The organism is Bacillus sp. FSL W8-0223 (assembly GCF_038006805.1).
GTDB classification, from domain to species: Bacteria; Bacillota; Bacilli; order Bacillales; family DSM-4216; genus Bacillus_O; species Bacillus_O smithii.
Genome location: NZ_JBBOVX010000001.1, coordinates 1,569,098 through 1,582,261, shown reverse-complemented (window position 1 = coordinate 1,582,261; position 13,164 = coordinate 1,569,098). Strand labels below are relative to the sequence as shown.

The 13,164-nt window shown below is 40.3% G+C and carries 11 protein-coding genes; 3 read left to right on the top strand and 8 right to left on the bottom strand.

From position 1 onward, the window contains the following. Positions 1–116 precede the first annotated feature (116 nt). Positions 117–2,564: an S-layer homology domain-containing protein gene (locus tag NST81_RS07775; protein ID WP_048623223.1), complete on the bottom strand. Its 2,448-nt coding sequence runs from the start codon at positions 2,562–2,564 to the stop codon at positions 117–119. Positions 2,565–2,828: 264 nt separating this feature from the next. On the opposite strand from NST81_RS07775, the gene trhA reads away from it, so the two are divergent. Continuing rightward, the gene (trhA, locus tag NST81_RS07770; RefSeq protein WP_048623222.1) at positions 2,829–3,470 is read left to right on the top strand and encodes a PAQR family membrane homeostasis protein TrhA; all 642 of its coding nucleotides are present in this window, start codon (positions 2,829–2,831) and stop codon (positions 3,468–3,470) included. A 64-nt stretch (positions 3,471–3,534) separates the two neighbouring features. On the opposite strand, the gene NST81_RS07765 is transcribed toward trhA, so the two are convergent. The 6 genes from NST81_RS07765 to NST81_RS07740 all read right to left on the bottom strand — a co-directional run bounded on the left by NST81_RS07765 (position 3,535) and on the right by NST81_RS07740 (position 9,448). After that, positions 3,535–4,791, bottom strand: a complete 1,257-nt coding sequence (locus tag NST81_RS07765) for an MFS transporter (RefSeq protein WP_048623221.1) — start codon at positions 4,789–4,791, stop codon at positions 3,535–3,537. A gap of 323 nt (positions 4,792–5,114) precedes the next feature. Further along, a complete protein-coding gene (locus NST81_RS07760) occupies positions 5,115–5,600 on the bottom strand; it encodes a DUF6884 domain-containing protein (RefSeq protein WP_341029220.1) in 486 nt (161 codons plus the stop codon). A 90-nt stretch (positions 5,601–5,690) separates the two neighbouring features. Beyond that, on the bottom strand, positions 5,691–6,155 hold the full coding sequence (locus NST81_RS07755; protein WP_341029218.1) for a YkvA family protein: 465 nt from the start codon (positions 6,153–6,155) through the stop codon (positions 5,691–5,693). Positions 6,156–6,371: 216 nt separating this feature from the next. Then, positions 6,372–7,598: a YeeE/YedE family protein gene (locus tag NST81_RS07750; RefSeq protein ID WP_412677281.1), complete on the bottom strand. Its 1,227-nt coding sequence runs from the start codon at positions 7,596–7,598 to the stop codon at positions 6,372–6,374. A 233-nt stretch (positions 7,599–7,831) separates the two neighbouring features. Beyond that, positions 7,832–9,079 carry an MFS transporter gene (locus tag NST81_RS07745; protein WP_048623218.1) on the bottom strand — a complete coding sequence of 416 codons (1,248 nt, stop codon included), beginning with the start codon at positions 9,077–9,079 and terminating at the stop codon, positions 7,832–7,834. Between the two features lie 156 nt (positions 9,080–9,235). Continuing rightward, a complete protein-coding gene (locus NST81_RS07740; protein ID WP_341029212.1) occupies positions 9,236–9,448 on the bottom strand; it encodes a hypothetical protein in 213 nt (70 codons plus the stop codon). Between the two features lie 391 nt (positions 9,449–9,839). On the opposite strand from NST81_RS07740, the gene NST81_RS07735 reads away from it, so the two are divergent. Next, positions 9,840–10,712 (top strand): cation diffusion facilitator family transporter, encoded by an 873-nt coding sequence (locus NST81_RS07735; RefSeq protein WP_048623216.1) that lies wholly within the window; start codon positions 9,840–9,842, stop codon positions 10,710–10,712. A gap of 426 nt (positions 10,713–11,138) precedes the next feature. Further along, entirely contained in the window at positions 11,139–11,579 is a 441-nt protein-coding gene (locus NST81_RS07730) for an Hsp20/alpha crystallin family protein (protein WP_341029208.1), read from the top strand. Between the two features lie 110 nt (positions 11,580–11,689). Here the strand turns inward: NST81_RS07730 and NST81_RS07725 are convergent, their stop codons facing one another. Further along, positions 11,690–12,838: an acyl-CoA dehydrogenase family protein gene (locus NST81_RS07725; RefSeq protein WP_328201342.1), complete on the bottom strand. Its 1,149-nt coding sequence runs from the start codon at positions 12,836–12,838 to the stop codon at positions 11,690–11,692. Positions 12,839–13,164 lie beyond the last annotated feature (326 nt).

Here is a 13,164-nt window from a genome sequence, read left to right as displayed (position 1 = left end):
ACCATCCTTATGTTCGAATAAGCCACTGTATAAACATCAGAGTTACTCACAGTCTTTACAAACAAGCAACGATGATCAGCAAAGATACTCATCGGCATAACGGATCAACCGTTTGTCTATGATTCCACATTTTTTAAAAATAAATCAACGAGTTTGGCCGCTTGAGCACGAGTTAAGTTTTTATTAGGAGCAAAGGTACCATCTCGATAGCCACTAAGGAAGCCTTTTTCGTAGGCCGCATTGACATAGGGCAAAAATTCTGCTGAAATCGCAGATGTATCTTTAAAAATGGTTTTATGTGTGGTCGCAATACGTTGTCCCGTTTTCACTTCATAGGCCTTCATTAAGATTTTCGCTGTTTGCTCGCGAGTAATTGTGTCGTTCGGAGCAAATTTATCCTTTGTTTTTCCATCAATGATTCCTGCTTCATAGGCTGCGGCAATATCTTGAGAAAGTTCCAAACCTTTAATATCCTTAAATGGCGGTTTTCCCTTTGCTTCTAATCCTAAAGCACGGACGATAAGGGAAGTAAACTGGCCGCGAGTCACATTTTGGTTCGGCACAAAAGATTTTTCTGTCATGCCTTTTGCGATTCCTCTTAATTGTAAATCCGAGACATATTCATAAGCCCAATGACTTTTGTCTACATCTTTGAATTTATAAGGCTTCGGCAATTTTGTGAGTGAAGGCAGTCCGGTTATATACCCAACACCGCCTGTTTTATCGATTCCAATCTTTTCTTCCATCGCTTTTTTTAACTCTGATTTGTCAACAGCCGTAATGCTGTTTTGATCTAATTCATCTCCAGGATGCTGGAAATTGCTCAAAATATAAGAGAAACCGTTCATATTATCTACCGCTGACAAACCGGTTGCTTCTGCCCCGGCCGGAACAGATAAAATACGGGACAATTTTTTTGTATCGACATTGTACGCCCACACAAAGTTGTTCGTATGTTTTCCGCTGTCTTCGCCTATGAATAATGTTCTAAGCGGCTCGGAATAGCTTAAATTATCCGTATTGGCTACTTTGTCCACATTAGCCGTATTGCCGTATGAATCCGCTGTTGTTAAATCTTCACCGGCAATTAAACCAGACATGGTCGCGGCAACATAGTCGCTATCAATGGCATTTCCATCCTTATCTTTTTGCCCGCCGGTTAAATCCAATTGGTACGTGACACCCGATTTAATGACTGGTAATTGAATATCGTCAACAGGATCTGTTCCTTTTGTATCTTTTGCCATTCCGCTGCTTTGGTCTGAAATGGCTATATAAACTTTTTTATCTTTTGCATTAAGTGCAACACCTTCCATTTTATTAAATTCAGATGTCGCTCCAAGCATGGCTGCATAACGTCGTGATTCTAAAAAGGCAGCTGCTTTTTCCATTCCTGGTTTTAATTTTAAATATTCTGTTTTGCCGTAGGAATATTGCTTGATGGCAGTAAAGCCTTCTTTGGGCGCATCTGAAGTTTCGAAAATATCACTAAATTGAATGCCACTGTCAATGATATCTTTTATCTCTTTATCTGTAGCATGACCTAGCTTAATCCATTCTAATTTCCCGCTACCGCCATTTTCAGTACCGGTTTGATGAAATTTAGCAGCATAAAGTGTACCTGCTGATAAATCCGCAGGCTTATCCGCTACGTACATGAATAAAGTAGTATAAGAGCCATCATCACCAAAAAAGGCTGTACGTTTATCAGGCATCACCTTCATTAATTCATGTGAAAAGCGCCCAACGCTATAATGTTTTTCCACCTTTGTTGAACCGTCTTCCTTCACCGTAATCTCCGGAATAAATCCGTAGTAATAAGGATTTGCTTTCGATTCATCACCAAAATAAAGCTTAGCAAAACTTTCTGTCCAGGTTCTTGCAGAAGATTGTGGATTGAATTCAAAACTGCGTGCATCCGGCTCATATTCTTCTGATCCGAGATGAGTGTTCCAAGGCGATACACTGCCATTACATGGAATCCAAAGACCATTTACGGAAGAAAAATCAATTTTTTTCACTTCTACTGCTTTCAGCTCCCCAGTTTTCTTATCCTGCGCTAATTTCGTCAAAGTCATAGAGGCTGGAACTAATCCATAAGCTGAATGGCCGGCCGCATCAAATGTGTCGTATTCATAATGGGTCACCATATAAAGTTGACCTTTTATATTTAATAAGCTATTTGAGTCAGGTGCATCCGATATAAAATAAGTTGGTTTACCTTCAACACTGTGATCCATAATGGGATTCCCATGTACATCAATCGGTGTACCCGCCGGAATTTTTTCGCCTTTGTTCGCGGCTACTTGATCTTCCGATTTAAACAATGTTTTATAGGCAAGCGGAAACTTTCGAACTCTGCCATCGCTGTATTTTACCTCAACTGATGCATCGGTATAAGTATTCACCATTTGATCAATCGTGGAAGGTGGATTCATTCCGTTAAATTGGATGGAATCAATGCTCACTTTCTCGTTACTCGCCGCAGCAACCGGTGTTACAGCAGGAATGGTTAAAGCTAGTGCGAATGCGAATGTGGCTCCTTTTTTCGTAATCAGCTTCATCTACTTTTCATCTCCTAGTTCAAGATCGTTTCTTTTCTCTGTAATCTATTAAACTATTAAACTGTTAATGCTGAATGAAAAATTTGTTAATTTATCATTAATTTTACATTTGTTTCCATAACTTTTTGAGATTTAACCTGTACAATTTTACATACTCGAAAGACTTTATGGTAAAATGAATAGGAAGCTTCATTATGGATAACAAAGTTTTTCAAATGTCTTTCAATAAGTTGAACGATCCTAATGGATGGAAAGGACTGACTAATGGCCAATACGCATTCTTATTCAAAAAATGAGGAAATTGCCAACTCGATTACTCACGGCATTGGAGCGCTGTTTAGCATTGCGGCATTAGTGATGTTGATTGTGTACTCTGCATCGTATGGCGGACCCCTTCATATCGTTTGTTTTACGTTGTTCGGCGCCACCATGCTTCTTTTATACTTATCCTCCACGATTGTGCATAGCCTTCCGCCTGGGAAAGCAAAAAAATTATTTGAAATTTTCGATCACTCGTCGATCTATTTTTTTATCGCTGGTACTTATACTCCCTTTGCTTTACTGGCGATAAAAGGCTGGCTTGGATGGACGCTTTTTGGCATCGTGTGGGGGATAGCTGTGGGCGGAACCATTTTTAAATGTTTTTTTGTGAATAAATTTCTTTACACCTCCACTCTTTTGTATGTAGCGATGGGCTGGCTTGTGGTTGTTGCATGGGGTCCTCTGACAGAAACGGTGGCTCCAAACGGAATTTTACTGTTAGTCATCGGCGGCATATTCTATACAGTGGGAACAGTTTTTTACGTGTGGAGGGGATTTCATTACCATCATGCGGTTTGGCATCTGTTTGTTTTAGGTGGATCATTTGCCCATTTCTTTGCTGTTTTGTTTTATTTGCTACCTTAGTTTGATGAAAAATCAATGCAAACATAAAGAACGAGAAAGAAAAATTCCTTCTCGTTCTTTTTCATTAAGAATTTGGCTTTATTGCTTTCATCGAAAAAAAAGCGGATACGAGGCATAAAAAGGCCAAAATAAAGAACATCACAAATTCCGAATTTTTCATGAGAATGGAGCTGACAGGAGGCCCCGCTGCTACACCGGCAAAACGCATAGCACTGTAAATAGAAGTAATCGTCCCTCGCTCTTCCTTTTCAATGCTGCTTGTGATCATGGCATCCATACAAGGCAAGCCGGCACCAATGCCGATCCCGCAGATCACAAAAATGGCTAATATATACCACAATCGATCTGAAAAAAGGATCATACATAATGATATAGCAGTGACAACAAGCCCGATCGTTGTAATCCATTTCATCGTCTTTTTATTCCCTTTAATATATTTCCCGGTTAAAAAAGAAGCAAAGCATAAAGCTGCGAGCGGGATCGCAAGCAAAAATCCTTTCATAATTCCAACAGTATGAAATTGATCTTCCAAGATGCTCGATAAATAAAATTGAAATCCAAACAAAACAAACATTAATATAGTCCCAATAGCAAAAACGGCATAAAGCCATCTGCCTTCCCTCTGAAAAATTTCCTTCACCTTTTGGATAAATTCACGAATCGATTCTTTATTCTCTTCTTCTCTTTTTGGGCTTTTAACGAAAAGAAGCAAAAGGAAAATAGAGACTAAACAAAATAACGGAAAAGAAAAAAAAGGCATAAACCAAATCCAACCCGCCAACAAAGCTCCCAAGATGGGACTGAGTACTTTTCCAAGCGTGTTCGACGTTTCAATGACACCAAGCGTCGCGCTTACTTCCTCTTCTTGTCGGAACAAATCTCCGACTAGGGGCAGTACAATAGGAAAAGCTCCAGATGCCCCCACTCCTTGCAGCATCCTGCCGATCAGGATCATATAGTATGGGTTCGACATCTTCCAAGAGGCCCATCCCGCCAAAAGCCCACCTATTCCCGAAATGATCAAACTCGGAATCATGACCATTTTACGTCCCAGTCTGTCCGAAAGATAACCAGCAATGGGAATAAGCAATATCGGAACAACTGAATAAACCGTAATAATCAAGCTCGATTGCAAATTCGAAATCCCCAATTGCTTTTCTATAACTGGAAGAACCGGTATAAGCATAGAATTCCCAAGTGTCATAATAAGAGGAACCGTTGAGATTGATAATACGGCCGCCGGTTTACGATGTTTTTTTTCTTGTTGAGAGGCGGATCTTTTTTTGCTGTAGCCTTCAGCTGGATATTCAATATGCTCCATGAATGAATCCTTTCCTTCCTTTTCAATCTTGCTTATTATTATGTACACTTATTTGAATTCCTACTTAGTCGAATAGCTGTTTCCAAACATTTCTTTTTGATAAACACGTTAAAATGGACTCATATTGAAAACATCATGCAACAAACATAGTGATGGATTGAACATCCATCAAGAGAAGTCGGTTCTTATATACCCGACATCACCCAGCTGAATCATCTGATAAAATAAAAAAAGGCTACCGATTTTTTGATTTATTCATCAGTGAGCACATTACCATTACATATTGTGGGTCACTTGTTAACATAACATTATTATAATAAATTTTAATCGAAATCAATTTTATGAATGGGGTTCCTGTTTTCTATTGCGTCTTTTAATCGTTTTTGCATGTCGCCGATCCCTCTGCTTCCTTGGAGCGGAAACTGAATATCGTGGCATTCCGGGAACATTTCCCGCAAAATGGGTTGAAATTTTTTTCCACCCAACATGACAACCACGTCAACCGCAGCGGCTCCTTTTACCTCCGCTTGTTCTCTCAGTTGGCTTATTTCGATCATTTCCGATTTTCGATGATGATCTGAAAAAGATAAATCATAATTACCAGGGACAATATCATCCGGAAGCAATAACCCATGCTTAGCCGACAAAATGCCCCAATGATCAAAAAACAGGCGAGCGTAGTTTTGACAAAGGCCATGAAATATTCCGATATAGGCCGCATCAGCCCGCACCGGTCCGGCCTCTGGATGTTGATCCCAAATTTTCCGTTTGCCACACGGAATGATGCAAAAGAATTTCTTTTGTCTCATTCGTTTTTTCCCCTCCCCCTTTTTTAAACATGAACATTTCTTTTTCAGTATGAACTCTTATTTTAAAGCTCTTTTCAATGGATTATAAAATTATTCTTTTGTATCAATCATTTGGGGACTGTTCTTTTTTTCTTTCCACTGTTTAAATCGCTCTAAGTCTTTTTCCACTAATTTTAATGTAAAACCAATGACGGCCGCGTCATCGATCAGTCCAAATCCTAGCAAGACATCAGGAATCGCATCCGTTGGGACAGCAAAATAGACGATGGCCGCAAAAATGGACAGCATCGAACGATAAGGAATTTGGCGGTATTCCCCTTTCGACCAAGCTTTAGCCAGTTCTAATAATAATTGCAAATTGTTCCAAACATCACGAAGGCGCCTTCTGTTTTTTCCTGCTTTTATTGTCGCCCGCCGAATAAGTTTCATCGCTTTTCTCTTATCTTTTAAATATTCTTTTGCTCTTCCAACGAAAACGTTCGAGTTTTTGCTTTCTTCGTCTCCACGATTGTGTCGAAAGCTATTCAATGGAATCATCCCCGTTCTTATTTTCATGCCGGCGATTCCTTCAGCACATTCATCGCCCTGCTTGTTTCCTATACATTCCCCATTTTACAAGGATTTATGATGATTTTGGCCTTTTTTTCTTACTATATCCTTTATCAAGCCATATTGCTCATTAAACCGATTTGCTTTCCCAAACCTAGATGATTTTAACTATTTTCTCCCAAACACAAAAGGACTGGAAATACAATCCAGTCCCTCTTTTCTCTATTGTTCATAAGCACAATATGGGCGCAATTTGACTCCAATCATACTTCCTATATAAGCGGAAGCAAACCACAACCAACCATGAACGCTGAAAGATGCGATTCCATCAAAATAAGATCCGATGTTGCAGCCAAAGGAAATCCGAGCTCCATAACCCATAATCACTCCGCCGCATAGGGCAGCAATGGTCATTCTTGTCGGGCGTTTCCAATGAATAGGTTTCTTAAATCGACCGGCAACTGCCGCAGCCAATAAAGCTCCAACCATCACACTAATATCCATCACTGTTGTAATATCCATATATAATGGATTGTGGAGAGAAGCTGCTCTCGCCGGATCAGTCCAATACGACCAATGTTCCGGATGGCCTCCGAACAGCTGCACAATTTTGGCTCCCCATAAGGCAAACGCCGAAGTGATTCCCCAAGGCTTTCCTTGAATAATCAGGACGAGCGTGTTCACAATAGCCAATAATAATCCGCCAATGACAAGAGACCAAGGTCCGGTAAACACCGATTTCCAACCATTTCCCTGTTTAAGTGTCGGCGCAACCCAATGGCCATTTCGGCGTTTCTCTAACATAATCGTGATAACAAACACAACGGCTATTATAATCAGTTGAAAGATGTATCCTCCCAGCGGCCCGAAGGTTTGGATAAAGGAAATGGGTTCAAAATGAGGCGTATTCATCCACCAATTGAAATGAGTTGTCGCGATTACAGATCCTATAATAAATCCGATTAACGTCACAATCCCGTTAACATCTCCGCCGCCTATATGATAAAGCGTTCCAGAAGCACAACCGTCTCCAAGCTGCATTCCAATGCCAAACAAAAAGGCTCCGATCAAAACAGACATTCCGACGGGTGATACATATCCTTCAACTGGATGACCGAATATGGATCCTTTTATTAGAAAAGGTAAAAATAAAAGACTTGCTGTTGCCAACATAATCATGTGGGCACGCAAACCTTCCCCTTTTCGGTAAAGAATGAACTTACGCCAAGCAGAAGTGAAGCCAAAGTGCGCTTGATAAAGAGTAAAACCACCCAAGCCACCAAGAAGATATAATAAAGCTTGACTGACGGAAACCCGCTCGTATAAAAAGACGGCACCTCCTAAAAGAACGGCCGCTGATATGATTTTCAGCATAATATCAAAATAGTGCGGTTTACCTGATATTGGTTTTTTCATTTGTTCTGTACGATTGTGAGCTGCTAATTCCAATATCATTCCCTCCTTTTCATATTCATTAATATAATACAAAATCGATCAAAATGGTAGGAATATCTCCGAAAAAAGATGGCCTATCCGCAAGATAGGCCATTTAATGACTTCTATTTGCATTGACATCCGCAAACTCATAAGTGCACCAAATTAAGGCTTCTAACGAACGATGATTTTCAATCGAACAAGTCCATATTGATATGAAGGAACACTCATGCCAATTCACAACGAAACTATTGACCTGTTATCTCGCGAACTTTTTCATCTCTCGGAAGCAGCCAAGAAACCAATCCAAAAAGAGGCAATAAACTACAAAAAATCATGACAAAGCGAATGCTGAACAAATCGGCAAGCGAACCAAATAAAACGGATCCAACTCCTCCCATTCCAAAAGCCAATCCGACGATTAGCCCCGAAGCCATACCTACTTTCTTCGGCATCAGCTCTTGAGCATATACGACTGTGACACTGAAACTCGTCATCAAAATAAAACCAATAAGTGCTATCATTGGAATTACCAGCCATAACGGAACATGCGGCAATAGGACAGCCAACGGAGCGGAGCCGAGCATGGAAACAGCGATGATATTTCTTCGTCCGAAACGGTCTGCAAGCGGGCCGCCAAAAAATGTTCCTAGCACTCCAGCAACTAAAAAAACAAATAAATAAATTTGCGCTTCTTGAATCGATAAGCCATAATCATCCAACAAATAAAATTGATAAAAATTGGAGATCCCGGCATAATACCAAGAACGAGCAAACACGAAGAAAACCAACACGACCATCGCCCATTTGATTTTGCCAGAAATCGATTGCTGAATTTTCGTATTTTGACTTGCCGGTTTTGCACCTTGTCTTCTTTTTTTCTCTATAATGACAGGCTGCCTGCTGTACCATCTCGAAACCATAAATAATAAAATAATGCCCATAACCGTAACGAATGTAAACCATAATCCTCCTCTTTGACCTAAAGGAACAAAAATCAAAGCTGTGAAAAGAGGAGCTAGCGATTGGCCGGCATTCCCCCCTACTTGGTAAATGGATTGTGCCAGTCCTCTTTTGCTCCCTGCCGCCATATACGCTACCCGCGAGCCTTCAGGATGAAAAACCGCTGAACCAAGGCCGATGAAAATGACCGATGCCAACAGCGCCCAAAATTCATTGGATATGGAAAATCCGATCAGACCTAATGTACTCATGAACATCCCAAAAGGAAGCAAAAAAGGGGTTGGTCTTCTATCCGCAAATACACCAAACACCGGCTGCATCACAGAGGACGTCATGTTTAACATAAAAGCAATCAACCCAATTTGGGCATAAGTAATATGTAATGAATGTTCTAAAATCGGGTACATAGCCGGGACGACCGACTGGATGGAATCGTTCACAAGATGACCGGTGCTTATGGCCAAAAGGATGCCGTATACGGTGGCCATTGCGCCTTTTGGCATGGGTTGTTTTTCTTTTGCAATACTTGTCATTTCCCTTCACTCTTTCAATTTAGTTTAGATTGTCAATATTATATATAATTATCGGAAAATTAGAAACAAAAAAGTTTTCTCCTTATAAAAATCCTCGGATTTTCGCAAGCCAAAACCCGAGGACTTCCAATTGATGAAAAAAAATTCATTTGATTTTTATATCCAACGGAAACGGGGCTGTTCCTCCCCTTTTGTCTCGTTGGTTGCTTCTTCTTCATGGGGTCGGATCCGCCAAAAATTGTCCCAAACTGATGGAGATCGTTCAGGAGACTGCTCTTTGGCCTTTTCCTCGATCCTTTCCTCAGTCTTTTTCTCGGTCTTTTCCTTGATTTTTTCTTTTTTCGGCTGTTTCTTTTTTTTCTCTGCCATTGCTCTGCCCTCCTCCCGCATTTTTGACATTATAGTTTATTCAAAAAAAAATGGCCGCGTATAGGCGAATGATTTGCTTTGATATGGTGTGTTAACAGAATACGCAATTTTTCTATCTAATGTGCTCTCATCTAAGAAGCGATCAGGCACTGCCGCTTAATAAATGACATATTCTTTTCTAAACGACTTTGTGCTGTTTTTTATTGAATGAAACAAAGCAGTTAGTAAAAAATAGAAAAGCCGATCGATACAACGTTTGTTTTTCCATAGAGAAACTTTTTTTACACCTTCCTATATTCATGAACGTTCCTAAAAAGGTTGCTATAGACTCAAACGCCATCCATTTGGTAACATGTTCTAGTAGCATAAGTTGGTAAGGAGATAGTCGCATATGGATGAAAAAAAATTTCAAGATCTGAAGGCAGGAGAAAGAGGCGCTGTCATCAGCATTTTTTCTTATCTCTTTTTATCGGTTTTCAAACTGTTGATCGGAATTACGAGCCACTCGGAAGCCCTTAAAGCGGATGGTTTGAATAACACCACTGATATCATCGCCTCTGTCGCGGTACTCATTGGATTGAGATTGGCGCGTAAACCTGCCGATGAAGATCATCCATATGGCCATTGGCGCGCAGAAACGGTCGCATCTCTTATGGCTTCATTCATTATGATGATGGTAGGTTTGCAAGTGCTTTTCAACGCTGTTTCCTCCATCTTTCATCATAAGGAACAAATTCCTGATTGGATATCTGCATGGGCCGCTCTTTTCGGCTCTTTTGTCATGTTTCTTGTTTATCTTTATAATCGTCGTCTCGCCAAACGCATTAACAGCCAATCGGTTATGGCTGCCGCTAAAGACAATTTGTCTGATGCCTTAGTCGGGGTCGGGACAGCAATTGGAATCATCGGCTCCCAATTTCACCTAGCCTGGCTCGATCCTTTGGCCGCTGTCATCATTGGATTATTAATTTGCCGCACTGCATGGGAAATTTTCCGAGATGCTTCTCATGACTTGACAGATGGTTTTGATGAAGGGCAATTACAGAAATTTAAAGAAACTGTTCTTACCGTTCCCGGCGTGATTAAAGTAAAAAGCGTCAAAGCACGAAAATACGGAAACAATGTCATAGTGGATATCGTGATCCTCGTTGACCCTACTCTTGATGTCCGTTCCAGCCATGGAATTTCCGACAAAGTGGAAAATATTTTAACGGAAAAATATGACGTATTTGGGGCTCACGTCCATATTGAACCAAAGGATTGAACGAACGCAATCTCAAGGATAGCCCCAAACGCTCCTTGAAGATTCTTTCCCCAAAATGTAGTCCACACAAAAAATTCAACGTTTTCTAACAGAAATCAAAATTGATTTCAGTCCATTCCGTATATCCATTTCCTTCCCCCTGTCAGTTTGCCTTTGATGTTCTGTTCTTTTTATTTTTCACTTCAAACCATTTTGCTGAAAAATTCTTCTGAATCAATGGAGAATCCTTTTCTTGACGTAATATCGCTCTTTCTGTCTGTTTTATAAATCAACTTTTCCAAAGCCCCTTTCATTCAAAAGGAAACAATTGATAAAAAAGGGATAATCCATCGTCCTCACGGAACCATTTTTCAACGCACCATGAATGTTTTTTTCAGAAGTGGGAATCTTATTTAAAGGATCGATCATTTTATAAAGGAGGTTATCATGGTGATTCAATGGCCAAGCAATGATGCTTTCCAACCTTTAGGCCAGTTTCGAAAAGACATGGAACGTTTCTTTAATACAAATTTCCCTTCATTTTTCCAAAATAATTTCAACTTTCCAAGAATGGATGTGCGTGAAACGGATAATGAAGTTATTGTTACTTGTGAAATTCCAGGATTAGAGAAAAAAGAAGACTTGTTTATTCATTTAGATGGCACAGAACTTCAAATTTCTGGAAAAATAGAAAAAACCGAAAAAAGGGAATCAGAGCAGATTCATCATGAAGAACGATATTATGGAAGCTTCCAAAGAAAAATAACTTTGCCTGCAAAAGTGGATGAAAACAGCGTTCGAGCCACTTATAAGAACGGTATTCTTGAAATAAGAGCCAACAAATTGCAGAATTCCAATCGTAAAACGATTGACATTGAATTTCAATAGCACCGCCGCTCCCATACTTCCCGGTTTTCTAAAAACGAGCGAAAAACCTCCGAGCGAAAGACTCGGAGGCATTTACAAATATCTATCCACAAAATGGAATTCCATTTTGTTCAATTTTGAATCCCATCAAGAGCTTTTTGGGCCAGCATGGCAATGACAGCGTCATCCATTGGAGGATTATGCAATCCGGCTCGAACATCTCTGTAATAGCGCTGCAAAGGATTTTCGAAAAATAAACTTTTGGAGCCGGCAATCCGCATGGCCGCATCCACAACGCGTATACTTGCATTCACAGCCACATGTTTTACGGCTCCTAGAGCTGCCTGAAGTTCCACTTTGGATTCCGAACGATCCCATTTTTCTGCGATTGCATACATAAACGTACGAGCTTGCAAGAGTTCTAGTTCCATTTGCCCAATCAGCTGGCGGATATTCGGTAAATCACTGATCGTGCCTTCTATGCTGTTGGGAGAATATTCAGTCGAAAATCGGAGGGCATAATTACGGGCAGCACCGGCAATTCCAAGGTAGCAGGCCGGGATATGGAGCAGCCATCCCGCTGATTGATTGTTCACAGGATCGACGGTCTCCACAAAATATTTTTCATCTATACGAACATCTTTTAATAATAAGTCATGGCTTCCGGTTCCTCTCATCGAAATGGTATTCCAAGTTTCTTCAACGGAAACCCCTTTCGTTTCTTTCGGTATGAGAAAAATACCGACCTTTTTTCGTTGAGGAATATAAGCCTTTACCAATATGAAATCGAGAACGGGGGATAAAGTCGTATGCGTTTTTCGGCCATTGATCACCCACTGTCCGTTTTCGAATACAGCCGTAGTTTGCGGCAAGCCACCTCGAGTTGGACTTCCCGTTTGCGGCTCAGTAGCTGCAGTGTTGATTAAAGCCCCTTTTTTTACTTTCTTCACTACTTCGTTCCAAACATCTTGATTCCATGGCCGCCTTGCGGATAAATCCATCATCGTGCCCATGTGCCAGCCGATTGCCAAAGCAGTAGAGCCGTCTCCTTCGGCAATTTTTTCTTGATAAAGAAGAAATTCATATAAAGAAATTCCTTTTCCGCCAAATTCTTTGTCTAAAGTCCACGTCGTATAGCCTGCCTCTTTTAAATCTTCCATATTCTCATATGGAAAATCTCCCGTTTCGTCTATTTTACCCGCTCTTTCAGAAAAACGAACAGCCAATTTCCCAATTCGTTCCAAACGTTCTTGTTCTTCCTTTGTTCTCGCAAAATTCATTTCTGACCAGCTCTCTTTCTTTTCCTGCTTCTGCTTTCTTTATACTATTCTAGTTTTTATTTTAATGCGACTTTTTAGTCGTTCCGTCCTCTGGAACAGGGGGTTCTCGAGTCTCTCGATCCTTATATTAAACTTGTATTTTCTCCCTCAATTATTCGCCAAAAAATAAAAAAGAAAGCGATAAGGAGTTTGAAAGCCCTATCATCTTTTCGTTTTTTACGATCAACAACGAAATATAAGAAGGAGAGATTCTATAAAAAAAGAAAGGATTTTCATTCGATGTGTGCGACTTTTTCTAAACCGAATTTCGACGATCGCGAACCGTT

Excerpts from the sequence above, each read along its gene's own strand:
- NST81_RS07765 (WP_048623221.1), bottom strand. The coding sequence starts at position 4,791 with ATGGAGCATATTGAATATCCAGCTGAAGGCTACAGCAAAAAAAGATCC.
- NST81_RS07735 (WP_048623216.1), top strand. The coding sequence starts at position 9,840 with ATGGATGAAAAAAAATTTCAAGATCTGAAGGCAGGAGAAAGAGGCGCT.
- trhA (WP_048623222.1), top strand. The coding sequence starts at position 2,829 with ATGGCCAATACGCATTCTTATTCAAAAAATGAGGAAATTGCCAACTCG.
- NST81_RS07760 (WP_341029220.1), bottom strand. The coding sequence starts at position 5,600 with ATGAGACAAAAGAAATTCTTTTGCATCATTCCGTGTGGCAAACGGAAA.
- NST81_RS07775 (WP_048623223.1), bottom strand. The coding sequence starts at position 2,564 with ATGAAGCTGATTACGAAAAAAGGAGCCACATTCGCATTCGCACTAGCT.
- NST81_RS07740 (WP_341029212.1), bottom strand. The coding sequence starts at position 9,448 with ATGGCAGAGAAAAAAAAGAAACAGCCGAAAAAAGAAAAAATCAAGGAA.
- NST81_RS07745 (WP_048623218.1), bottom strand. The coding sequence starts at position 9,079 with ATGACAAGTATTGCAAAAGAAAAACAACCCATGCCAAAAGGCGCAATG.
- NST81_RS07755 (WP_341029218.1), bottom strand. The coding sequence starts at position 6,155 with ATGAAAATAAGAACGGGGATGATTCCATTGAATAGCTTTCGACACAAT.
- NST81_RS07725 (WP_328201342.1), bottom strand. The coding sequence starts at position 12,838 with ATGAATTTTGCGAGAACAAAGGAAGAACAAGAACGTTTGGAACGAATT.
- NST81_RS07730 (WP_341029208.1), top strand. The coding sequence starts at position 11,139 with ATGGTGATTCAATGGCCAAGCAATGATGCTTTCCAACCTTTAGGCCAG.